Origin of the sequence: Amycolatopsis regifaucium (assembly GCF_001613935.1) — a bacterium.
GTDB classification, from domain to species: Bacteria; Actinomycetota; Actinomycetes; order Mycobacteriales; family Pseudonocardiaceae; genus Amycolatopsis; species Amycolatopsis regifaucium.
This window is the reverse complement of the sequence record NZ_LQCI01000034.1, coordinates 300,965-321,918: the sequence shown is the minus strand read 5'-3', so window position 1 is coordinate 321,918 and position 20,954 is coordinate 300,965. Positions and strand designations below refer to the sequence as shown.

23 protein-coding genes are annotated in these 20,954 nt (G+C 68.8%); 11 read left to right on the top strand and 12 right to left on the bottom strand.

Annotated elements, in window-relative coordinates; all coding sequences use genetic code 11:
* Positions 1-68: 68 nt before the first annotated feature.
* A complete protein-coding gene (locus AVL48_RS25295) occupies positions 69-1,019 on the bottom strand; it encodes an HNH endonuclease signature motif containing protein (protein ID WP_282956652.1) in 951 nt (316 codons plus the stop codon).
* Positions 1,020-2,061: 1,042 nt separating this feature from the next.
* Here AVL48_RS25295 and AVL48_RS25285 point away from each other — a divergent pair.
* The gene (locus tag AVL48_RS25285; RefSeq protein WP_177242281.1) at positions 2,062-3,048 is read left to right on the top strand and encodes an acyl-CoA desaturase; all 987 of its coding nucleotides are present in this window, start codon (positions 2,062-2,064) and stop codon (positions 3,046-3,048) included.
* A gap of 53 nt (positions 3,049-3,101) precedes the next feature.
* Here the strand turns inward: AVL48_RS25285 and AVL48_RS25280 are convergent, their stop codons facing one another.
* Positions 3,102-3,758 carry an enoyl-CoA hydratase/isomerase family protein gene (locus tag AVL48_RS25280; RefSeq protein ID WP_061982102.1) on the bottom strand — a complete coding sequence of 219 codons (657 nt, stop codon included), beginning with the start codon at positions 3,756-3,758 and terminating at the stop codon, positions 3,102-3,104.
* The gene (locus AVL48_RS25275) at positions 3,739-4,365 is read right to left on the bottom strand and encodes a TetR/AcrR family transcriptional regulator (RefSeq protein ID WP_061982101.1); all 627 of its coding nucleotides are present in this window, start codon (positions 4,363-4,365) and stop codon (positions 3,739-3,741) included. The genes AVL48_RS25280 and AVL48_RS25275 overlap by 20 nt, the downstream gene beginning before the upstream one ends.
* Before the next feature lie 136 nt (positions 4,366-4,501).
* On the opposite strand from AVL48_RS25275, the gene AVL48_RS25270 reads away from it, so the two are divergent.
* Positions 4,502-4,849 carry a DoxX family protein gene (locus AVL48_RS25270; RefSeq protein ID WP_061982100.1) on the top strand — a complete coding sequence of 116 codons (348 nt, stop codon included), beginning with the start codon at positions 4,502-4,504 and terminating at the stop codon, positions 4,847-4,849.
* A gap of 2 nt (positions 4,850-4,851) precedes the next feature.
* Here AVL48_RS25270 and AVL48_RS25265 read toward each other — a convergent pair whose 3' ends face one another.
* Genes AVL48_RS25265 through AVL48_RS25255 form a run of 3 tightly spaced genes read right to left on the bottom strand, consistent with a single transcriptional unit; the run spans position 4,852 to position 6,323 of the window.
* Positions 4,852-5,217, bottom strand: coding sequence for a VOC family protein (locus AVL48_RS25265; RefSeq protein ID WP_061982099.1), 366 nt, complete (start codon positions 5,215-5,217; stop codon positions 4,852-4,854).
* Between the two features lie 10 nt (positions 5,218-5,227).
* Positions 5,228-5,884 (bottom strand): transcriptional repressor LexA, encoded by a 657-nt coding sequence (gene lexA, locus AVL48_RS25260; protein ID WP_061982098.1) that lies wholly within the window; start codon positions 5,882-5,884, stop codon positions 5,228-5,230.
* Positions 5,862-6,323, bottom strand: a complete 462-nt coding sequence (locus AVL48_RS25255) for a nuclear transport factor 2 family protein (RefSeq protein WP_244162488.1) — start codon at positions 6,321-6,323, stop codon at positions 5,862-5,864. The genes lexA and AVL48_RS25255 overlap by 23 nt, the downstream gene beginning before the upstream one ends.
* A gap of 128 nt (positions 6,324-6,451) precedes the next feature.
* Here AVL48_RS25255 and AVL48_RS25250 point away from each other — a divergent pair, with 128 nt between their 5' ends.
* Entirely contained in the window at positions 6,452-6,886 is a 435-nt protein-coding gene (locus AVL48_RS25250; RefSeq protein ID WP_061982097.1) for a hypothetical protein, read from the top strand.
* 128 nt (positions 6,887-7,014) lie between these two features.
* Positions 7,015-8,151: an FAD-dependent oxidoreductase gene (locus AVL48_RS25245; RefSeq protein ID WP_061982096.1), complete on the top strand. Its 1,137-nt coding sequence runs from the start codon at positions 7,015-7,017 to the stop codon at positions 8,149-8,151.
* Positions 8,152-8,160: 9 nt separating this feature from the next.
* On the opposite strand, the gene AVL48_RS25240 is transcribed toward AVL48_RS25245, so the two are convergent.
* On the bottom strand, positions 8,161-9,003 hold the full coding sequence (locus AVL48_RS25240; RefSeq protein WP_061982095.1) for an alpha/beta fold hydrolase: 843 nt from the start codon (positions 9,001-9,003) through the stop codon (positions 8,161-8,163).
* Between the two features lie 86 nt (positions 9,004-9,089).
* Here AVL48_RS25240 and AVL48_RS25235 point away from each other — a divergent pair, with 86 nt between their 5' ends.
* From AVL48_RS25235 to AVL48_RS40265, 4 genes are all read left to right on the top strand, one after another.
* Positions 9,090-10,034: an RNA polymerase sigma-70 factor gene (locus AVL48_RS25235; protein WP_061982094.1), complete on the top strand. Its 945-nt coding sequence runs from the start codon at positions 9,090-9,092 to the stop codon at positions 10,032-10,034.
* 82 nt (positions 10,035-10,116) lie between these two features.
* Complete coding sequence (locus AVL48_RS25230; RefSeq protein ID WP_061982093.1) at positions 10,117-11,295, top strand: NAD(P)/FAD-dependent oxidoreductase; 1,179 nt, start codon at positions 10,117-10,119, stop codon at positions 11,293-11,295.
* 31 nt (positions 11,296-11,326) lie between these two features.
* On the top strand, positions 11,327-11,812 hold the full coding sequence (locus tag AVL48_RS40270; protein ID WP_346193820.1) for an NAD(P)H-binding protein: 486 nt from the start codon (positions 11,327-11,329) through the stop codon (positions 11,810-11,812).
* Positions 11,695-12,090, top strand: a complete 396-nt coding sequence (locus tag AVL48_RS40265) for a Rossmann-fold NAD(P)-binding domain-containing protein (protein ID WP_244162493.1) — start codon at positions 11,695-11,697, stop codon at positions 12,088-12,090. Before AVL48_RS40270 ends, AVL48_RS40265 begins: the two co-directional genes overlap by 118 nt.
* Positions 12,091-12,113: 23 nt before the next feature.
* On the opposite strand, the gene AVL48_RS25220 is transcribed toward AVL48_RS40265, so the two are convergent.
* Positions 12,114-13,238 carry a C40 family peptidase gene (locus tag AVL48_RS25220; RefSeq protein WP_061982092.1) on the bottom strand — a complete coding sequence of 375 codons (1,125 nt, stop codon included), beginning with the start codon at positions 13,236-13,238 and terminating at the stop codon, positions 12,114-12,116.
* Complete coding sequence (locus AVL48_RS25215; protein ID WP_061982091.1) at positions 13,238-14,197, bottom strand: nucleoside hydrolase; 960 nt, start codon at positions 14,195-14,197, stop codon at positions 13,238-13,240. The genes AVL48_RS25220 and AVL48_RS25215 overlap by 1 nt, the downstream gene beginning before the upstream one ends.
* Positions 14,198-14,250: 53 nt before the next feature.
* On the opposite strand from AVL48_RS25215, the gene AVL48_RS25210 reads away from it, so the two are divergent.
* On the top strand, positions 14,251-15,009 hold the full coding sequence (locus tag AVL48_RS25210) for an acyltransferase (RefSeq protein WP_061982090.1): 759 nt from the start codon (positions 14,251-14,253) through the stop codon (positions 15,007-15,009).
* Here the strand turns inward: AVL48_RS25210 and ybiA are convergent.
* On the bottom strand, positions 15,006-15,572 hold the full coding sequence (ybiA, locus tag AVL48_RS25205) for a riboflavin biosynthesis intermediates N-glycosidase (RefSeq protein ID WP_177242282.1): 567 nt from the start codon (positions 15,570-15,572) through the stop codon (positions 15,006-15,008). The two genes, AVL48_RS25210 and ybiA, sit on opposite strands and share 4 nt — an antisense overlap.
* A 93-nt stretch (positions 15,573-15,665) precedes the next feature.
* Here ybiA and ilvA point away from each other — a divergent pair, with 93 nt between their 5' ends.
* Complete coding sequence (gene ilvA, locus AVL48_RS25200) at positions 15,666-16,922, top strand: threonine ammonia-lyase IlvA (RefSeq protein WP_061982089.1); 1,257 nt, start codon at positions 15,666-15,668, stop codon at positions 16,920-16,922.
* A gap of 131 nt (positions 16,923-17,053) precedes the next feature.
* Here ilvA and AVL48_RS25195 read toward each other — a convergent pair whose 3' ends face one another.
* Both AVL48_RS25195 and AVL48_RS25190 read right to left on the bottom strand, forming a co-directional pair.
* Entirely contained in the window at positions 17,054-17,878 is an 825-nt protein-coding gene (locus AVL48_RS25195; protein ID WP_061982088.1) for an NAD(P)H-binding protein, read from the bottom strand.
* Positions 17,879-17,957: 79 nt separating this feature from the next.
* Positions 17,958-19,385 carry a short-chain fatty acyl-CoA regulator family protein gene (locus AVL48_RS25190; RefSeq protein WP_061982087.1) on the bottom strand — a complete coding sequence of 476 codons (1,428 nt, stop codon included), beginning with the start codon at positions 19,383-19,385 and terminating at the stop codon, positions 17,958-17,960.
* Between the two features lie 228 nt (positions 19,386-19,613).
* Here AVL48_RS25190 and aceA point away from each other — a divergent pair, with 228 nt between their 5' ends.
* Positions 19,614-20,900, top strand: a complete 1,287-nt coding sequence (gene aceA, locus AVL48_RS25185; RefSeq protein ID WP_061982086.1) for an isocitrate lyase — start codon at positions 19,614-19,616, stop codon at positions 20,898-20,900.
* Positions 20,901-20,954 lie beyond the last annotated feature (54 nt).

The following is a 20,954-nucleotide window of genomic DNA, read 5'->3' as shown; positions in this document are numbered from 1 at the left end:
ACGACAACGACATGTAGAGAGCGCACCCCAAGCATGCCGAATATCCCCACAGACCCAGGTCTTTCGGCCTATGTCCTGAGGTGCATGGTGTTGCGTCTCGGTTCTCCTGACGGGTCCAGATAGGAGGGTGGAGTGAATTCGGGTAGTCCGTCTTGGGCGATTTGGACTTTCCATTCGCTGTGGTGGATGAGCCGGTGGTGTTTGGTGCACAGGAGCACGAGGTTGTCGATCTTCGTTTCGCCGTGGTGCCGCCAGAAGACGATGTGATGTGCTGTGCAGCGTGGTACGGGCATATCACAACCCGGAAAGGCGCAGCCGCCGTCGCGAATGGTGAGGGCGTATTTCTGGGCCAACGACACGGTCCGTTTGGATCGGCCGATGTCGAGTGGTTCGCCCGCCGTACCGAGAACACCGGGTCGGATCCGGGCGTCGCAGGCGAGGATGCGGGCGTCGGTGGCACTGATCGGCCCGACCAGATCCAGGTGCGCCTCACCGAGATCGTTGATCAGATCCTCGTAGGACATGGTCACGAGGATGTGGGTGGCTTCCCCGGCCTGGCCGGGAAGGTTCCGGCTGGTGGTCTTCAGCCGCACGTAGTCGGTGAAGGCATCCCCATAACGCTCATCTTGCGTGCGGGAGTCCCGGACCCCGTCGATGGCTTTGTGTGGTTTGGCCATCGGGTCGAGGTCGGACTTCAACCGCGCGTAGGTTTCGAGGTCGAGGGTGGCTTTGAGTCCGAGGGTGCCGTCGCGGTGTTTGATGAACCGCAACTCGGGCCGCACGTCTTTGGGGTCCTCGTTGCGGGGTTCTTTCCCGTCGGGATCGAGTTTGTCGAGGAGTCGTCGTCCGGCGCGGGCGATCTGCCGGGGTCCGGCGTGCCGGGCGAGGTCGACGAGGATCTTCTCTCCGCTTCGCATGTCTTCTTCCGGGACGGTGGAGGGGATCCGGGCGAGGGTGCGGATGATCGCGTCGATCTGCCCGCCCCCGATCGCGCCCTCCGCGGCGGCCTCAGCGGTCAAGGGCGCCAGAGGCGGCACGACCTCGCCACCCACCACCACCCCGGGATGCAGCGCCAGCACCCGGTCGGCACGACGACCGGCTTCCNNTTGTTGATTTCCGCGAGGATCGCGTTCTGCTCCGCGTCCAATTGCCGCTTCAAGACTTCGATTTCCTGCTTACGGGCATGCAGCGTCGCGGTATCGGCGCGCCACCACTCGGAGCGCACCGCCTGGGGACTGTTTTCGCTGGCCACGACGTCAAGAATACACGCGCTCGAACACGTGTGCTAGTAATCTTCATGCAGTATTCGGCGGTGGATAGATTCCTTGGGTGCGTTAAAGGACTGCGAAGCGATGTGAAAGCCGCGAAGCGCCACTACGCGGCCAGTGGGGCGGAGGTAGCGGCTACTCGGTCACCAGAATTCGGCACACACCCGCTCTCCACAGCGCGAAGAGCGGTGAGCACCGGACGAATTCGTTGGCTTACCCCGAAGTCGACGGCAGAACCGTCGTCGAGGGGGTACGACCACGGTGAGAGTGACCGGTCCGGCTGCGCGACGACCTCACCGCGGCGGAACGTGACTGACGCCGTCAAACGACCGTTCGAGCGCGGACGCCCTGGGGTTCCGGCCCCGGGACGTGTACTCTGGGAGGTGGCGCCGCTCTTCCAGCGTGACGCCGATCCGGCACGAGACGGGCGGAATTCGCCCCCGGCCTCGCCGAAGACCGCGGATGAGCGGTCCCCATTCGAAAGGTTTCACCGTCAAAACTCACAGCATGGACAGTGCGCTGTTCAGCCACCCGCTCGACACTCAGGTCGAGCGACACGACCACACGGCCCCTCAGGGCGAGCGATACGAGGACCTGTTTCGCGAGCCCTCCTACCCCAACCCGGAACCCTCGGACGACACCGTTCGTTGAACGGGATAGCTCAACGTTTTGGGTGTCGTGTGGTCCAGCACGCTCGCGCAGAATTCGTCGCGGGCGTCGCCCTTGTGCGTCGCGCCGTGACACCGGCTGAGTCAGCCGGTACCAGTCCCGGCCATCGACAAGAGATGACGACATGACCTCAGTTCTCACACCTCCGGACAGCGTGGAGCGGCAAGCGCCGCAACCGCTGTTGTCCGGTGAGCAGTCCCGCACCGAAAACTTTCTCGTCAAGCTGTTCGCGGTGGTGCCGCTGGTGGCACTGGCCGCCTCTGTCCCCTTCGCGTGGGGGTGGGGACTCGGGTGGGTGGATCTCGGCCTCGCCGTCGGGTTCTACTTCCTGACCGGCCTCGGGGTGACCATCGGTTTCCACCGCTACTTCACTCACGGCGCCTTCAAGGCCAACCGCGGCCTGCGGATCGCGCTCGCGGTCACCGGCAGCATGGCCATGCAGGGCCCGGTCGTCGGCTGGGTGGCCGACCACCGGCGCCATCACGCCTTCGCCGACCGCGAGGGCGACCCGCACTCCCCGTGGCGGTTCGGTACCACCCCGGCCGCGCTGGCCCGCGGTTTCTGGCACGCCCACATGGGCTGGCTGTTCGACCGCGAGAAGACCAACGTGCAACGGTTCGCGCCCGATCTGCAGGCCGATCGTGACATCGCCCGGATCGATCGCCTGTTCCCGGTGCTCACCCTGGTGACGTTGCTGGCCCCGGCCGTGCTCGGCGGGCTGATCACGATGTCGTGGTGGGGGGCGCTGACGGCGTTCTTCTGGGCGAGCCTGGTCCGTGTCGCGCTGCTGCACCACGTGACGTGGTCGGTGAACTCGCTGTGTCACCTGATCGGTGACCGCCCGTTCGCCGCCCGCGACAAGTCCGCGAACTTCTGGCCGCTCGCCATCGCTTCGATGGGCGAGTCCTGGCACAACTCCCACCACGCCGACCCGACCGGCGCCCGGCATGGTGTCCGACGCGGCCAGCTCGACATGTCCGCGCGGTTGATCTGGCTGTTCGAGAAGGCAGGCTGGGCGACCGACGTCCGGTGGCCGAAGGCCGATCGTCTCGGCCGCAAGCTCAATCCCGGCCATTCCTTGTCGCTGCGCGGGAGTGCGCGGCGAGGCTGAGCCTCAGGCCGAACCTCGTGAACCGCTCCAGTTCCCGCCGGGAATTTCTTCGCTCACGCGGTGCGAAGTGCCGTGACGGCCGTGGTGAACATCGTGGTTTTGATCGCGGAAATGGTGCCGCGATCCTTTCCGGCGAGCGGGCGGACGACGTCGGCGGCGTACTCGAGCAATGCCGGCTCCTCGGCGACGGCGTCCACTAGCCCGAGGTCTCGCGCGTCCGTGCCGCCGAAGCGGCGTCCCGTGGTCATCGAGGCGATCGCGGCCGCGGGGGTGAGCTTGCCCTGGATCAGCGCGGCCATCCCCGGGGTGAACGGGATGTCGATGTCGGCTTCGGGGAAGCAGAAGTACCCGCGGTCGGCGCGCATCACCCGGAAGTCGTGCGCCATCGCCAGCATCGCGCCGGCGCCGAACGCGTGCCCGTTGATCGCGGCGACCGTGTGCACGCCGAGGGTGAGCACACGGGCGAACAGTTCGTGGACCTCGGCGACGTATTTCCCGGCCTGGTCACTGTTGGCGGTGAGCCATTCGAGGTCGAGGCCGTTCGAGTAGAACTTCCCGGAGCCGGTGGTGACCAGCACCGCCGGATCAGGATGCGCGACGACGGTGTCCAGCAGGGAATGCACGGTCTCCAGCCACGACGGCGAAAATCGGTTCTCGTCGTCGCCGAGGTCGAGCACGAACACCGGGGTTTCATCGCGGAGGGTGGGCATTTCGGTCCTTTCGGGGTGGGAGCAGGAGTACGGCGCGGACCGCGGCGGTGAGCCGGGCGCGCGAGTCTTCGGAGATGGGCTCGCCCGCGGTGAACGCGCGGCGGAACAGGGCCGTCGGCAGATCGACCACACAGGTCGTGAGCACCTCGACGGCTTGGGCGTCCCGCCGGTCCCAGAGCCTTTCGGCGAGCCTGATCAGGAGTGCGACGAGGCGTTTGTCCAGCGCCAGGAGGTCGACGGCGAGATCCTCCGGGACCTGCGGGCCGAGCAGGTGCTCCTTCTTGACGGTCAGGAGCATCCTGGCCGCTTCGGGCCTACGGTCGGCGAACGCGGCCGGTGCGCCCGCCGCGGCCACGACCGCCGCGACCGGATCTTCCGCCTGGTCGACCAGTTCGGTCTGGAGGTCGAGGAAGTCGCCGGCCGCACGCGACCAGACATGGGCCAGCAGCGCGCCGAGTGAGCCGAAGGCGTGGTAGATCGTGCCGTTGGGGACTCCCGCCGCGGTCGCGAGGGACCGGACGGTGACTCCGCGGGCGCCGACCTCGACGACGAGGCGCTCGGCGGTGTCGAGCAACCGGTCCAGATCGTGCACGCGGGGGCGGGCCATGGGGCGAGAGTAACAGAGCGCTTGCTCTAGAACCTGCTGTCGCGGGTGGTGACGTGGTTCACGTGCCGTGCTGTCACATCGGACCGGCGGCCGGGGTCAACCCGGCGAATCACCGAGAACCAAGGGAGACAGCGAAATGTCCACCGCTTACGTCATCGTCACCATCGTCGGCGCGTTCATGGCCGCCTTCTCGGCCGCCTCGATCTTCTTCCGCGCCAAGTGGGTCGTGCGGCCGCTGGCCGACTACGGCGTGCCGCACGGCTGGTGGAACCGCCTCGGTGCCGCGAAGGTCGCGGGCGCGTTCGGCCTGATCGCGGGCCTGTGGGTACCCGCGATCGGGGTCGCGGCGGGGATCGGCCTGGTGCTCTACTTCACCGGCGCCGTGCTCACCGTGCTCCGCGCGCACTGGCCTTCGCATGTCGTGTTCCCGCTGATGTACCTGGCGCCGGTGACCGCGTCCCTGGTGCTCGGGTTCGCCGCTTGACCTCAGGCGTCCGGGGACCACACCGCCAGTTCGGCGCCGCCGGGCTCGCGGAAGTGGAACCGGCGCCCACCGGGGAAGGCGAACGGCTCGACCGTGACGACTCCGCCCGCCGCCTCGACGGATTCCCTCGCCCGGTCGAGGTCGTCGGTGCGGATCGTCACGAGCGGCGCCGCGGTCTGCTGTGCGGCGTCCTGCTGGAAACCGAGCGAAACCACGCCGCCGCTCTGGACGTCGCTGTATGCCGGACCGTACGGCGTCGCCGTCCAGCCGAAGGCCTTCTCGAAGAACCGGCTCGAGTCGCCTGCCGAGCTCGACGGGAACTCGACGAAGTCGATTTCGTACCTGGGCCGGAAGCTACTCCGGCCCACCGACAGAAACTCAGACGCTGCGCAGCACTGAGACCACGACGCCGAGCACGGCCGCGCGATCCCCGTCGATGACGTCGTAGGCGGGGTTGCGCGGTTCGAGGTACACGTGGCCGTCGCGACGGCGGTACACCTTGACCGTGGCCTCTTCGTCGATCATCGCGGCGACGATCTGGCCGGAATGCGCCTCCTGCTGCTGCTTCACCACGACGATGTCACCGTCGCAGATCGCCGCGTCGATCATCGAATCACCGCGCACCCGCAGCCCGAAGACGTTCCCGCGACCGGTGAGTTCACGCGGAAGGGTCATCACGTCGTCGACGTGCTCGACGGCCGAGATGGGCGTTCCCGCGGCGATGTCACCGACGACGGGAACCGGCACGGAGTCCTCTGTGGATTGTCGCGGCTGGGTGCCGTGCAGGAACGCGCGCACGTCGATGGGCCGGGAAATCGAGCTGCTGCGGCGGAGAAAACCCTTCTCCTCCAAAGCCGCCAGATGCTTCGACACCGAGGACGCCGACCGCAGGCCGACCGCTTCGCCGATCTCCCGCGTGCTCGGCGAGTATCCGTGCTCGACCACCCATTCGCGGATGGTCAGCAGGATCTTCTGCTGGCGCTCCGGCAGGGAAGCGGCTTCCTCGAACACGTCAAGATCGTGGTAGGCGGTCATCCGCGGAATGGTAGTTCGTGCAGGCCGCCGCGATCGCCGCGGTGTCCCAATAGAACGGCCACACCTCGGTGATGCGCCCGTCCTCGACGGTGATCGTCTGCAGGATCGGGAAGTCCAGTTCACGGCCGGTGGCCCTGGCCCGGACGTGCACCCGGGTCGACACGACCAGCGGGCTCTTCTCGCTCAAGAAGCTCTGCTCCACCAGGTCGAAGACCTCCCAGGTCTCGCCCATGGCGAGAAAGAACCGTTCCATGCCTTCGTGGCCGCGCCAGATTCCGCCGTACGGCAGGCCATCCGCCTGATGCAGTACCACATCGGGGGAGAAGAACGGGGCGAGCGGCGCGAAAGACGCCTTGCCGGGACCGCCCGCGGTGAAGTAGTCGGCTTCCGCCGCGTACATGCCTTCGAGGACGGACAGCGCATCGTTAGTTCGGGTCACGGTCACCACCGTGGCCCACGGCGCGCCCGGGCGCTGGCGGTTATCCGCCGTGAAGATCGGCCGGATGGCCGCGCGGCGGGGCCGAAAGACCGAGCACGCCGCCACTTCCGCTTGCTTGACTCGATCGTATGAACACGAAGATCACGGCGGTGGTGCTCGTCACCGCGACCGCGACGGTCACCTTGGCCGGATGCGGTCTCAAAGAAAGCCTGACCGAAAAGGCGAACGGTCATGTGAAGGCGGTCGGCTACCCGACCGGTGCGGAAGGCAAGCGGGACAAGGACGCCCGGCTCCCGGAGTGGGTGCCGGACAAGGCCGCGTCGGTCACCGAGGTCATCCGGACCACCGGTTCGGAGCGGCTCCTGCGGTTCACCGGCGGGGAACTGCCCGATCTCTGCGTGCCGGGCCCCGCCGCGCCTCGGACGGCCACGCTGATCGCCCCTTGGTGGCCGCAGGGCCAGGAAAGCCGGACCGACAAGGTCTGCGGTGAATGGCATGTGCTCGTCCAGGACGGCGCCGTCTACGCGTTCAAACCGGAAACGTTGGTGAGTCCCAGGTCCTGAGCCGCGACAGCCGGGTTCTCCGGCTGGCAGGGCTTGCCAGGTCCGTGCCAGCGCGGTGTGCGTCACCTGCCAGGGAACCGCGACAGCATCCGGAATGTCATTCCAGTCGCGATTCACGAGGGGTAACCATGCACACTCCGGTCACGATCATCGGTGCCGGACTCGGGGGCCTCACCCTCGCCAGGGTGCTGCACGTACACGGGATCCCGGCCGTCGTCCACGAGGGGGAACCCTCGCCGATGGCCCGGTCGCAGGGCGGGATGCTCGACATCCACGACTACAACGGCCAGCTCGCCGTCGAAGCGGCAGGTCTGATGGACGAGTTCCGCGGGCTGATCCTGGAAGGCCGCCAGGCGCTGCGCGTCCTCGATTCGGACGGGACCGTCCTGTTCGAGAAGGGCGACGACGGTACGGGTGGCCGTCCCGAGGTCTACCGCGGCGAACTGCGGCAGATGCTGCTCGACTCGCTTCCGGACGGCACCGTCCGGTGGGCGAGCAAAGCCGTCGGGACGCGGGCACTGGGCGACGGCCGCCACGAAGTGACCTTCGCCGACGGCAGCACCACCGTCACCGGTCTGCTGGTCGGCGCCGACGGCGCGTGGTCACGGGTGCGGCCGCTGCTCACGGACGCCATACCCGAGTACACCGGCGCGTCCGTCGTCGAGACCTATCTGTTCGACGCCGACACCCGGCATGTCGCCGCGGCCGAGGCGGTCGGCGGCGGGGCGATGTTCGGGAACGGGGCCACGCCGGGCAAGAGCATCAACGCGCACCACGAGCGGGGTGACACCTTGCACGGCTACGTGGAGATCACCGAACCGCTGGACTGGTTCGAGACCATCGACTTCACCGACACGGCCGCGGCCACCGCGCGGATCGCGCGCGAGTTCGACGGCTGGGCACCGGAACTCCTCGCGCTGATCACCGAAAGCGACATCGCGCCGATCCATCGTCCGCTCTTCGCCCTGCCGGCCGGGCGTCGGTGGGACAGGGTGCCGGGGGCGACCCTCGTCGGCGACGCCGCGCACCTCGCGGCACCGAACGGCGAAGGCGCCAACCTGGCGATGCTCGACGGCGCCGAACTCGGTAAGGCCCTCGCCGCCCGCCCCGGCGACGTCGAAGCCGCGATCGCCGAATACGAACAGGCCATGTTCACGCGCTGGGAAACCCCTCTCGACGAGGACTTCCTGCTCGAAAGCCTCTTCGGCGACGAGGTCCCCGAGCGGCTGCTCAACCTGTTCGGGGGCGAGGAGCGCGCGTCCTGAGGTCGACGGCTAGAGCTCGAGCATCGCGGTGGCGATCTCGCCGGCGGCCGCGGCGGGGATCGCCGTCGCGGCCTGTTCGAGTACCAGCAGCCGCGCGCCGGGGATCTCGCGCGCGAGTGCTTCGCCGTTGCCGACCGGGAAGAACCGGTTGTGCCTGCCGTGCACCACGAGCGCCGGTATCGCGAGCTCCGGAAGGCGTTCGCGCCACCGCGGCGCGCAGTCGAGCTTGGAGAACACCAAACCAACCTGGTTGGCCAGCTGGACGGCGGGCTCCGTGCTCGGCGCGCGGTCGAAGACGCGTTCGGCGGTCGCGCGGGCCGCGGCGGGGTCGTCGCCGAGGATCTCCGCTCCGGCGGCGGCGAACTCCGCCACGGCGGCGCGATCGGACCAGTCGGGCATCGGGAGCGCGAACCGTCGCTTCAGCACCGCCATGTCGTGGTCGGGCAGGTCGTCGTCGACCGGGCCCGGCGCGACGGGCCGGGTTCCGGCGAGGGTCAGCGCGGAGAACGCGTCCGGGTGGTCGAGCACGGCGACCTGGGCGACCATCCCGCCGACACCGACGCCCGCCAGATGCGCGGGCCGGTCGTCGAGCCCGCGGGCGAGCGCGGCCGCGTCGGCGGCGAGATCCCGCAGCGTGTACGCGGGCGCTTCGGGGTCGACGGTGGTCGACGTGCCGGAGTCGCGCAGGTCGTAGCGCACGACGTGGCGGCCGCCGCGCGCGAGGGACGCGCAGAGCTCGTCGGGCCAGGAAAGCATGGTCGTACCGCCCACCAGCAGCACGAGGGGCGCTTTCGGGTCACCGAAATGCTCGACCCCGAGCGTGACGCCTTCGGGTGTGCGGAACGAGTGCATCGTCAACCTCCAGGACGGCCGCGTGATCGTGGCCACGTTAGCCAAGTGGCGGAGTGACGGTACGGGTAACTGGTTAACTGGAAGCCATGCTGGTGGGAGCGCACGAGGTCGAGGCCTTCGAGGCGGCGAGGGCGCGGCTGGAGGCGATCGCGTACCGCCTGCTGGGATCCGCGAGCGACGCCGAGGACGCGGTGCAGGACACGTACCTGCGCTGGCAGTCCGCCGACCGGGAGCTGATCGAGACGCCCGAGGCGTGGCTGACGAAGGTGCTCACCAACCTCTGTCTCAACCGGCTCACCTCGGCGCGGGCCAGGCGGGAAACCTATGTGGGCCAGTGGCTTCCCGAGCCGGTCTTCGCCGGGGACCGGATGCTCGGCCCGTCCGAGACCGTCGAGCAGCGTGAGTCGGTCTCGATCGCGATGCTCACCCTGATGGAACGGCTGTCGGCCAAGGAACGCGTCGTCTACGTGCTGCGCGAAGCGTTCGGTTACTCGCACGGGGAGATCGCCGAGGTCCTCGACCTCACCGAGTCGAACTGCCAGCAGATCTACCGCCGTGCCAAGCAGCACCTGGCCGCCGACCGGCGCCGGGTCGAGGTCGACGCGGACGCGGCCCGGAAGATCGTCGAGGAGTTCCTCGCCGCGGCGCTCAGCGGCAGGACCGACTCACTGGTGCGGATGCTGACCGACGACGCGATCCACGCGGGCGACGGCGGCGGCGTGTTCTTCTCGCTGCCGCGGCCGATCACCGGTGCGCTGCGGGTGGCGAGGTTCCTGCGCGGGCTGTTCCAGCCCAGCGAGGCCAAGTGGGAGCTGATCGGCGGCAGGCCCGTCCTGTTCGCCGCGGTCGCCAACGGTATGCCCGCGCTGGTGCTTTTGGTCGGAGACCAGGTCGTCATCGTCCTCACCCTGGACGTGACCACCGACGGCATCGCGGCCGTCCACACCCAGGCGAACCCCGCCAAACTCGACCGCGCGGCGCGCCAATGGGCCGCCTCGGACCACGGGGAAGCACTCGCCGACAACTGGTGACCTGGATCACAACTCACTCCTGTCAGGTTTCGTGCCGCTGTCCGGTTCAGGAAGCGAACACCGACCGGACAGGAGTGAGATCATGAAGCACCGCATCGTCGTCCTCGGGGCCGGATACGCCGGAGCCAACGCCGCCGGGCGCCTGGCCAAGCGACTGCACCCCGCCGACACCGAGATCACCCTCGTCAACGCCGATCCCGAGTTCGTCGAGCGCGTCCGCATGCACCAGCTCGCGACCGGCCAGGACCTGAAGCCCCGCGCGCTGACCGACGTCTTCGCGGGCACGGGCGTGCAGGTGCGGATCGCACGGGTCGCCGCCGTCGACGCCGAACGCAAGACCGTCGCCCTCGCCGACGGCTCCGGCGAGATCGCCTACGACACGCTCGTCTACGCCCTTGGCAGCACGGCCGCCGATCACGGCGTTCCCGGCGTCGCCGAGCACGCGCACCACATCGCCGGCAAGCAGTCCGCGCTGCGGCTGCGCGCGCGGCTGGCCGACCTCGCCGCGGGCGGGACCGTGCTCGTGGTCGGTGGTGGCCTCACCGGCATCGAGGCCGTCACCGAGATCGCCGAAGCCCGGCCGGACCTGGAAGTCGCACTCGCCACCCGCGGCGGCCTCGGTGACTGGCTGAGCGAGAAGGCGCGGGACCACCTGCGCAAGGCGATCGACCGGCTCGGCATCACCGTGCACGAGCACACCGGCGTCGCGAGCGTCGGGCCGGACGGCGCGGTCACCGCCGACGGCCGCGCGATCCCGGCCAAGGTGACCGTCTGGACGGCGGGCTTCGCCGTCCACCCCATCGCCGCGGCCACGACCCTGGAGGTCTCCGCGACCGGGCAGATCGTCGTCGACGAGACCATGCGGTCGGTCTCGCACCCCGACGTGTACGCCGTCGGCGATGCCGCGTTCGCCCCGGGAGCGAGCGGCGACACCTTGCGGATGTCCTGCGCCTCGGGCGTTCCTTCGGCCCAGCTGGCGGCCGACGTCATCGCCGCGCGCCTGACCGGGCGTCCGATCCCTCCGAACAAGATCGGCTACACCGGACAGTGTGTCAGCCTCGGTCGCCGCGACGCCATCGTGCAGTGGGTGACCCCGGACGACCAGCCCAAACCGTCCGCGGTCACCGGCAAGACGGCCGCGCGCCTGAAGGAGATGATCTGCAAGACCGCGGCCTGGAGCGTCTCCCACCCGACGTCGATGCTCCCCACCCGTCGCCGCCACGCTATCCCGGCCGAAGAGCCCGTCGTGATCACCGCCTGAAGGCCCTCGATCGAGCAATGGAGACACCATCATGATGCTGATCACCGGAGCCAACGGCGTCGTGGGCCGTCAGGTACTGAACCTGCTCCTGCGCGAGGGCACTCTCGTCGCCGCGGTCACTCGCGGCCCCGGCGGGCCACCGCTTCCCGGCGGCGCGAAAGTCGTCAGTGGTGACCTGTTCCGTCCACAGTGGATCAAGGCGGCCTTGGACGGAGTCGAAGCGATCCAGCTCAGTCCGCGTGCCACCGGCCCTGGCCTCGACGAGTTGCTGAAGCCGGCCGCCGGGCAAGGCGTTCAGCGCGTGGTGCTGCTTTCGGCCACCACTGTGGAACACCCGGCGGGGAAGCCCGCTTCGCGGCCAACGCGCTCGCGTGGACGCCGCAGCTCAAGGCGGGCGATGTGGTGCGCGGCGCCTACGGCAGGGCCGCCACCTCGCCGATCCACGAAACCGACATCGCCGCTGTCGCCGTACAAGCCCTTCGCGGCAGCATCCCCACAGAGTCGGCATACACGCTGACGGGTCCGCGATCGCTGGACCAATTCGAGAAGGTGCGGCTCATCGGCGACGCCACCGAACGGACGTTGTCCTTCCAGGAGATGCCACCCGAACAGGTCCGGCAAGGCATGCTCGCGCAGGGACTGCCCGAGGAGGTCCCCGCCCGCCTGCTCGGCTCCCTGGCCGACTACAGCGAACGCCCCGGCCCCACGACCGGCACCGTGGAAGACCTCCTCGGGCGGCCCGCGCTCACCTTCGCCGACTGGGCACGCGACAACGCGGACGCCTTCCGGCATTGATCACCGCGAGGATCCGGTACGGCTCAGGTGGTCGGCCGCCCCGCCCCGGCGTAGTCGTCGCCCTGCTTCCGGTAGGTGTGCACCTGCACCGCCTGTCCGGTCTGCGGGGCGTCGATCATCTGCTGGTTCCCGATGTACAGCCCGACGTGGTGGATCTTCGTGTTCGGCTCGCCGTAGAAGATCAGGTCGCCCAGCTGGGGGTCGGTCACCTTGGGCACGCTGTGGTACTGCGTATGGGCGGTGCGCATGAGCTTGACGCCGGCGCTCGCGTACGCGGCCGTCGTCAGACCGGAGCAGTCGAAACCGGGGTCACCACCGCCGGTGCCGTTCCCGCCCCAGACGTAGGGCAGGCCGATCTTGTCGATGGCGAAGTTGACCGCGCTGAGCGCCGCGGCGTTCGGCGGCTGCGGGCTCTGGCCGACCGTGCCGTAGACGTTCACCGTCGCGAGCGTGCGGTGCATCAGCAGCGGCGCGGGCTGCAGGGTGCTCACCGCGTTCCACCAGGTCTGGCCCTGGCCGAGATCGCGCCCGTCCGCGCACAGGGCACGCCCGGCGGTAAGGGTGGCGTCGTCGATGTTCTGCGGATCCGGCTTGCCCCCGCTCGCCGAGGCTTTGAACCGGTTCCAGATCGCGGGCGCCAGCTGCAGCGGGCCGCTCGCGTTCTGGACCGACACGACCTTGTTGTAGAAGTCGCGGACCTCGATCATCCCGATCGGCACGGTCAGCACGCCATCGGCGTTGATACTCGAACCGGTGGCCCGGCCGTGGTCCGACGCGACCTTCCCGAGCGCCGCCAGCGTCACCCAGGACAGCCGGCAGCCCGGCGTTTCCTTGCTCAGCGCCACGGTGGTCTTCGCGTAGCCGGTCATCGCGCGCAGCGGGATGTCGAGCCAGCCACTGGTCTTCGACACCCAGGCGTCGAACTCCTGCCCCATCTGCGGCGGGACCTTCGGCTGTTCCTTCGGCAGCTCCGCGGGGGCGGACGACGACGGCGGAGCGGGCGGGACCGAGGACTGGACGGCGGCGGCTTCCGGCTTGGTCTCGTCCTTCGGCGCGAAGGTGATGGCGGCGACCAATGCGGCGGCCGCGACGACGACCGCGGCGGCGATCACCGGAAGTCTGCGGCGGCGTGAGGTTTCCTGTGCCATCAGCGGCCGCCGATGACACGGCCGAGAACGAAGTCGCGGAAGGCCTCGACGTCGGTGGTCAGCGCGACGTCGATGACGCGCCCCGGCACGGCCTGCGGATCGGTACTTCGCAGCCTTCGCCGGTCGACGAGGGTCGCCCCGCGCGCGGGGCCGAAGCCGCAATCGACGTCCACCGGATACGACTCGGTGTCGAGGATGCCCGGCCGGATCGCTTCCGCGACCGCCACCGCGTCGTGCATCACCATCCCCGGGAAACCGAGGATCGGGCTGTAGTGCTCGACGTAGGTGGGGGTGAGCGCTTCGAGCGCCGCGCCGAGCGGGCCGGACGCGGCGAGTTTGCCGAGCCAGGTGGTGTCGACCGTGCACTGGTGCGTGATGTCAAGCGGGACCAGCACCGTGGGGATGTCCTCGTCGGCCAGCACCCGGCGCGCGGCCTCGGGGTCACTCCAGATGTTGAACTCGGCGGCCGTGGTGGAATTCCCCTTGGTCACGCCGCCGCCCATGATGACGAGTCGGCCGATCTTCTCGCGCAGTTCCGGATGGGCGGCCAGCAGCAGCGCGATGTTCGTGAGCGGGCCGATCGGGGCGATGGTCACCGGTTCGTCGGCGGCTTCGAGCAGATCCGCCAGCAGGCGGACGGCGCCGCGTTCGTCGAGCGGGCGCGCCGCCTCCGGCAGCAGGCCGGCGTGGCCGGACAGGCCGTCCTGGCCGTGGACGAAACCGGCGGCCTTGGCGTTGTCGTAGACCAGCGGCCGCGCCGCACCGGCGGCGACGGGCACGTCGTCACGGTCGAACAGCCGCAGCAGACGCCGTGCGTTGGCGGTGGTGTGGCTCAGCGGGACGTTGCCGAACACCGTGGTCACGCCCAGCAGGTCGACGTCGTCGGACCGCGCGGCGAGTGCCAGCGCGAAAGCGTCGTCGACCCCTGGGTCGGTGTCGATGATCAGCTTGGTGCCCATACGCGTGCTCCCCTTTGCGGTCGGCGGCCTGATCACAGGTTACGGTCACCGGTATGACGTCCATGTGGGGTGCGCCCGCGTTGTCGAGGTTGCGCGCTTGGGGCCAGGCCCGTCGCGACCCGAGGCAGGCGAAGTTCCTGACCGCGGATTCGCTGCGCTGGGTGCTGCGGAACCGCGCTTACACGCCTTGGTACCTGGTCCGGTACTGGCGGCTGCTCAAGTTCCGGATCGCGAATCCGCACATCATCCTGCGCGGCATGGTGTTCCTCGGCAAGGACGTCGAGATCCACTGCCGCCCCGGTTACGGGCGCCTGGAGATCGGGCGCTGGGTGCACATCGGCGACGGCAACGCGATCCGCTGCCACGAAGGTTCGCTGCGCATCGGCGACAAAGCCGTGTTCGGGCGCCAGAACGTGCTCAACGGTTACCTCGACATCGAACTCGGCGCGGCCACGCTCGTCGCGGACTGGGTGTACATCTGCGACTTCGACCATGTCACCACCGACATCACCGTCCCGATCAAGGACCAGGGCATCGTGAAGTCACCGGTGCGGATCGGTCCGGACACCTGGATCGGCACCAAGGTCTCCGTGCTCAAGGGCACCCGGGTCGGCCGCGGCTGTGTCCTCGGCGCGCACGCCGTGGTGCGGGGCGACATCCCGGACTACTCGATCGCCGTCGGCTCACCGGCCCGCGTGGTGCGGAACCGGCAAGACGACTACGCCGCCGACGCCGCGCGTCGCGAAGCCGTCGCGGACATGGCGCGTAAGGCGAACAAGGCGCTTCAGAAGACCCTGGGCGTCGAGAACTAGCCGCGCAGCTGCTCCCGGACCTCCATGAGCGCGAAGCCCAGCAGGTTCTGCCCGCGCCAGTAGTCGGGGCGCGTGGCGTTCTTGTCGTCACGGGCGACGCCGCTGCCCCAGACCAGGTCCATCTTCGACGCCTCGACGATCACCTTGTCGCCCGTGCTCAGCAGGAACTCGCGCAGTTCGGCGTGCTGGCGGAACTTCTCCAGGTTCCCGTCGACGACGACGTCGAAGCGGTGCCGTTCCCATTTCTCCGCGTCGAAGTTCGCGACCTCGCGGCCGAGGATCTTGGCGGTCTTGGGGTCCGGCGCCTCCCGGATCGCCCGCGCGGCGTCGTAATCGCCGAACAGTTCGGCCTTGCCCGCCATCATGTAGTGCTCGGCCGTCGGGTACCGCTCGCCGCCCGCGACGAACGGCGCCACCCACCACTGGCTCAGGCAGGCGGCGTTGACCCGGCCGCTCTTGAGCGGGGTGTGGCCGTAGAAGAGCTGGTACTCGGGCTCCGCGCCACTGTGGACCAGCTCGCGCAACGCATCGAGACTCCGGACTCCGTCGACCTTGCTCACCATGACGTCCAGTGGACCACAGACCACCGACAACCCGTGCACTGGACTCGGACCACTCTCCGTCGTGGCCGGGGGTGGTCAGTACATTCAGCATCCGTGCAAGGGATCGAAACGGTGAGCGCCCGAACGGTCGAAGAGGCCGCGAAACGACTGGCCGGGGTGGTGACCCGCACGCCGCTCGAACCGAACGAGCGGCTCTCGGCGCGGGTCGACGCCCGGGTCTGGCTCAAACGCGAAGATCTCCAGACCGTGCGCTCGTACAAGATCCGCGGCGCCTACAACTTCATCGTCCAGCTCGACGCGGACAAGCGGGAACGCGGCGTCGTCTGCGCGAGCGCGGGCAACCACGCGCAGGGCGTCGCGTACGCGTGCCGCCGTCTCGGCGCGAACGGCCGCGTCTACGTCCCCGGCACGACTCCCCGGCAGAAGCGCGAGCGCATCGCGACGTTGGGCGGTTCGCAGATCGAGGTCATCGTCGTCGGCGAGACCTACGAAGACGCCTTCAGCGCCGCGAAGCAGGACGCCGAAAGCACCGGCGCGACGCTGGTCCCCGCGTTCGACGCGCCGGAGACGGTCGCCGGACAGGGCACGGTCGCGATGGAGGTCGTCGCGCAACTCGGCTTCGTCCCGGACGTCATGGTGGTGCCGGTCGGCGGGGGCGGGCTGCTCGCGGGGATCGCCGCGTGGGCCGCGGAACGCGCGCCGGAGATGCGGATCGTCGGCGTCGAACCGGCGGGCGCGGCCTGTATGGCGGCCGCGCTGGCGGCGGGGGAGCCGGTGCGGCTCGAAGCCGTCGACACGTTCGTCGACGGTGCCGCGGTCGCGCTGGCGGGAGCGGTGACGTATCCGCTGGTCCGCGACGGGGGTGTCGAACTCACCGACGTCGCCGAGGGCGCGATCTGCACGGAAATGCTCGCGATGTACCAGTCCGACGGCGTGATCGCCGAACCGGCCGGCGCCCTCGCGACCGCGGCGCTGGGCACGACGGTGAAGATCGATCCGGGCCAGATCGTGGTGTGCGTGGTCTCCGGCGGCAACAACGACGTCAGCCGCTACGGCGAAGTGCTCGAACGGTCGCTGATCCACGAAGGACTGAAGCACTACTTCCTGGTGGGATTCCCGCAGGAGCCTGGCGCGCTACGGCGGTTCCTCGACGAGGTCCTCGGTCCGGACGACGACATCACGCGGTTCGAGTACGTGAAGCGCAACAGCCGCGAGACCGGGCCCGCGCTGATCGGCATCGAACTCGCGCGGCCCGGTGACCTGGAAGGGCTGCTGCACCGGCTGGAGGTGAGCCCGCTGCAGGTGGAGCGGGTGGAGCCGGGCAGCCCGCTGTTCCACTTCCTGGTCTAGGCGCCCGCGCCCTCCCGCGTTTAGTCCTCTGAATGCGGTAGTTACGTAACGCAAGTACCGCATCCAGAGGACTAAACGCGGTACTTGCGTGGGAACCACCGCAAGTAGAGGACTAAATGCGGTAGGTGTGACTAGCGGAAGGCGGCCAGGTGCGCCCGCGCCCAGTCGGCGAACGGCCGCGCGTCACGGCCGGTGAGGTCCCGTACGGCGGATGTCACCTCGGAGTCGTCGAACTCGCCGCCGGTGAAGAAGCGGAAGAAGGCGTCGACGTACTTCTCCGACATCTCCGCGCTCATCGTCACGCGGGCTTCGGCGTTCGAAAGCGGCGACAGTCGCAGCTCCCGGCCCAGCAGTTCGCCAAGGACCCGCAGCCGGTCGGCGGGTCGCAGCGCTTCCGGTCCTGTGATCGCGTACGCCCGCCCTTCGTGCCCCGGCATGGTCAGGGACTCCGCCGCGACGGCCGCGATGTCATAGGGATCGATCGTCGCCACCGGCACGTTCGCGAACGGTTCGCGGACGACGTCGCCCTCCTTCAGCTGCGGGATCCACTGCAGCGTGTTCGACATGAACCCGCTCGCCCGCAGGAACGTCCATGCCAGCTCCGACGCGCGCACCGACGCCTCGGCCGCCATGTGCATTCCGGCGACGGCGTTGTCCTCGTGCCCGCCGACGACCGACCGCGACGAGAGCAGCGTGACCTGCTCGACGCCCGCGTCCCGCATCGCCGCGAGCGCGCCCGGCATGTCGTCGTAGCCGCCGAGCAGGAAGACCGCGCGCACGCCCTCCAGCGCGGGTTTCAGGCTCGCCGGATCGTTGAGATCTCCCGGGACGCCTTCGACGCCGTCGGGCAGTGGCCGCGGCGTGCGGACCAACGCCCGGACGGGGTGTCCGTCGCGAGCAAGTATTCCGGTCAGTTCCGAGCCGACGTTGCCGCTTGCTCCGGTCACCAAGATCATTCGTCATCTCCCCAGCGCGGTGGCCGCCGTCGCAGGCGGCGGCCGTCGTCGGCAACCCTGCCAGGGAGATCGAGACGGCTCAAGGCGCCTTGGGCACCGCCGGATACGGGACGAAGGTGCTGGTGTTCTCGTCCACGGTCAGCTGCTTGCCGATCGTCGGGAAGGCGCGCTGCGTGCAGGCCGGACGTTCGCAGACTTTGCAACCCATGCCGATCGGGGTGGCCGCGGCCCGGTCGTCGAGATCGAGCCCGGTCGAATAGATGAGCCGTTTCGCGTGCCGTAATTCGCAGCCGAGTCCGACGGTGAACGTCTTCCCCGGACTGCCGTATCCGCCGATGTTGCGGGACACCGTCCGCGCGATCCAGAAGTAGCTCTTGCCGTCCGGCAGGGTGGCGATCTGGGTGAGGATCTTGCCGGGCTGGGTGAACGCCTCATAGATGTTCCACAGTGGACAGGCGCCACCCACGCGGGAGAAGTGGAAACCGGCCGCGGACTGGCGTTTCGACATGTTCCCCGCCCGATCGACCCGCACGAACGAGAACGGCACTCCGCGGTTCTTCGGTCGCTGCAAGGTCGAGAGCCGGTGGCAGACGGTCTCGAAGCCGACGCCGAAGTGGTCGCACAGCCGCTCGATGTCATAGCGGAAGCGCTCCGCCGTCGACAGGAACGGTCCATAGGGGAGGATCAACGCGCCCGCGAAGTAGTTCGCCAGGCCGACCCTCGCCAGCGAACGCGCCGCCGGGCCGGAGAACGCCCACGAGTCGGCGAGTTCGGTGATCAGGTCGTCGTATTCGAGCAGCGCGATCTGCGAGGCCATCCGGAACGCCTGCTGCCCGACGCGCAGGCTCGGCGCCAGCCGCAGCACCCTCGGCCCCGGTTCGTACCGGTGCTGCTCGCCGTTGGACTCGTCGATGCCCTCGTTCGTGACGTCGACGCCGTAGCGCTGGGTCAGCGTTTCCTTCAGTGCCGCGAGCACCTGGCCGCGTTGCAGCGGGATGTCGTGCGCCATCCGTTCGGCCCGTTCGTCCAGCTCGGCGACGTAGTTCTCCCGTTCGTAGAAGAAGTCACGGACCTCTTCGTGCGGCAGCGCGGTGGCGGCGCTGCCGTGCATGCCGAGGCCGTTTTCCGTCGTCAGCGCGGCGGTGTTCTCGACGGCGTTGCGGTAACTGCGGTGCAGCCTGACCAGGGCCTGGGCGATCGTCGGGAGGTTCGTGGCGAGGTCGTTCAGCTCGCTGGTGGTGACGTCGACGCCGAGAACCTCGTCGAGCAGCGCTTCCTTCACGTCCGCGACCAGCCGCGCGGTGTCGTTGTTGGCGAAGAACTCGGTGTCCACTCCGAACGCTTGCGTGATGCGAAGGAGCACCGGGACGGTCAACGGACGTGAGTTGCGCTCGATCTGATTGAGGTAACTGGGTGAGATCTCCAGCACACGAGCCAGATCCGCCTGGCTCATCGCCCGGCTTTCGCGCAGATGCCGAAGCTTCGCTCCGGCGAAGGTTTTGTCCACGCAGGCCTCTCTGTCCGCAAGGTTTCCGGGCCTGAACGATTCAGTGAACGGTCAAGCCCGTGGTTTTTCGTTCAGCTTGCGAACCTGTAATTCGCAACCTTCGCAGAATGCTACGGAAGCTTCGCAGAAATTGGCAAATTGGAGGCCTGGATCGGATTTCCCCTGTCATGTCAGGGTCTGGTCAGGCAAGGCGATCACTCGCAAACTTCGCAACACCGGGAGAATCCGATGACTGAGCACGCGCAGCAGCTGAAGCAGGCGGCCGCCGAACTGACCAAGCAGTGGGAGACCGACCCCCGCTGGGCGGGCGTGCAGCGGTCGTACTCCGCGGCTGACGTGGTCAAGCTGCGCGGCAGCGTGGTCGAAGAGCACACGCTGGCCCGTCGCGGCGCCGAGAAGCTGTGGGACCTCCTGCACAACGAGGACTACATCCACGCGCTGGGCGCCCTGACCGGCAACCAGGCCGTGCAGCAGGTCCGCGCCGGCCTCAAGGCCATCTACCTGTCCGGGTGGCAGGTCGCCGCCGACGCCAACCTGTCCGGCCAGACCTACCCGGACCAGAGCCTCTACCCGGCCAACTCGGTGCCCGCCGTCGTCCGCCGCATCAACAACGCGCTGGGCCGCGCCGACCAGATCAACTGGGCCGAGGGCAACAACGACATCGACTGGTACGCGCCGATCGTCGCCGACGCCGAGGCGGGCTTCGGTGGCCCGCTCAACGCGTTCGAGCTGATGAAGGGCATGATCGCCGCCGGTGCCGCGGGTGTGCACTGGGAGGACCAGCTCGCGTCCGAGAAGAAGTGCGGCCACCTCGGCGGCAAGGTGCTCATCCCGACCAAGCAGCACGAGCGCACGCTGAACGCCGCCCGCCTCGCCGCGGACGTGCTGAACGTGCCGTCGCTGATCATCGCCCGCACCGACGCGCAGGCCGCGACCCTGCTGACCAGCGACGTCGACGAGCGCGACCAGAAGTACACCACCGGTGAGCGCACCGCGGAAGGCTTCTACACCGTCACCAACGGCATCGACCCCTGCATCGACCGCGGCCTGGCCTACGCGCAGTACGCCGACCTCCTGTGGATGGAGACCTCCAAGCCGGACCTCGAGGTCGCCCGCCAGTTCGCCGAGGCCATCAAGGCGAAGTACCCGGACCAGATGCTGGCCTACAACTGCTCGCCGTCGTTCAACTGGAAGAAGCACCTGGACGACGCGACGATCGCGAAGTTCCAGCGCGAGCTCGGCCACATGGGCTACAAGTTCCAGTTCATCACCCTGGCCGGCTTCCACGCGCTGAACTACTCGATGTTCGACCTGGCGCACGGTTACGCCCGCGAAGGCATGACCGCCTACGTCGACCTGCAGGAGCGCGAGTTCGCTTCGGAGGACCGCGGTTACACCGCCACGAAGCACCAGCGCGAGGTCGGCACCGGCTGGTTCGACAACGTCGCGACCGCGCTGAACCCGGCCAGCTCGACGACCGCGCTCGCCGGCTCCACCGAGGCCGAGCAGTTCTGATCCCTCGCAAGTAGGTGCCAGGTGGCGGTCTCTCGACCCCCAGGGGAGACCGCC

Coding starts and splice junctions, on each gene's coding strand:
- AVL48_RS25285 (WP_177242281.1), top strand. CDS start 2,062: ATGACCTCAGTTCTCACACCTCCGGACAGCGTGGAGCGGCAAGCGCCG.
- AVL48_RS25280 (WP_061982102.1), bottom strand. CDS start 3,758: ATGCCCACCCTCCGCGATGAAACCCCGGTGTTCGTGCTCGACCTCGGC.
- AVL48_RS25275 (WP_061982101.1), bottom strand. CDS start 4,365: ATGGCCCGCCCCCGCGTGCACGATCTGGACCGGTTGCTCGACACCGCC.
- AVL48_RS25270 (WP_061982100.1), top strand. CDS start 4,502: ATGTCCACCGCTTACGTCATCGTCACCATCGTCGGCGCGTTCATGGCC.
- lexA (WP_061982098.1), bottom strand. CDS start 5,884: ATGACCGCCTACCACGATCTTGACGTGTTCGAGGAAGCCGCTTCCCTG.
- AVL48_RS25250 (WP_061982097.1), top strand. CDS start 6,452: ATGAACACGAAGATCACGGCGGTGGTGCTCGTCACCGCGACCGCGACG.
- AVL48_RS25245 (WP_061982096.1), top strand. CDS start 7,015: ATGCACACTCCGGTCACGATCATCGGTGCCGGACTCGGGGGCCTCACC.
- AVL48_RS25240 (WP_061982095.1), bottom strand. CDS start 9,003: ATGCACTCGTTCCGCACACCCGAAGGCGTCACGCTCGGGGTCGAGCAT.
- AVL48_RS25235 (WP_061982094.1), top strand. CDS start 9,090: ATGCTGGTGGGAGCGCACGAGGTCGAGGCCTTCGAGGCGGCGAGGGCG.
- AVL48_RS25230 (WP_061982093.1), top strand. CDS start 10,117: ATGAAGCACCGCATCGTCGTCCTCGGGGCCGGATACGCCGGAGCCAAC.
- AVL48_RS40270 (WP_346193820.1), top strand. CDS start 11,327: ATGATGCTGATCACCGGAGCCAACGGCGTCGTGGGCCGTCAGGTACTG.
- AVL48_RS25220 (WP_061982092.1), bottom strand. CDS start 13,238: ATGGCACAGGAAACCTCACGCCGCCGCAGACTTCCGGTGATCGCCGCC.
- AVL48_RS25215 (WP_061982091.1), bottom strand. CDS start 14,197: ATGGGCACCAAGCTGATCATCGACACCGACCCAGGGGTCGACGACGCT.
- AVL48_RS25210 (WP_061982090.1), top strand. CDS start 14,251: ATGACGTCCATGTGGGGTGCGCCCGCGTTGTCGAGGTTGCGCGCTTGG.
- ybiA (WP_177242282.1), bottom strand. CDS start 15,572: ATGGTGAGCAAGGTCGACGGAGTCCGGAGTCTCGATGCGTTGCGCGAG.
- AVL48_RS25195 (WP_061982088.1), bottom strand. CDS start 17,878: ATGATCTTGGTGACCGGAGCAAGCGGCAACGTCGGCTCGGAACTGACC.
- aceA (WP_061982086.1), top strand. CDS start 19,614: ATGACTGAGCACGCGCAGCAGCTGAAGCAGGCGGCCGCCGAACTGACC.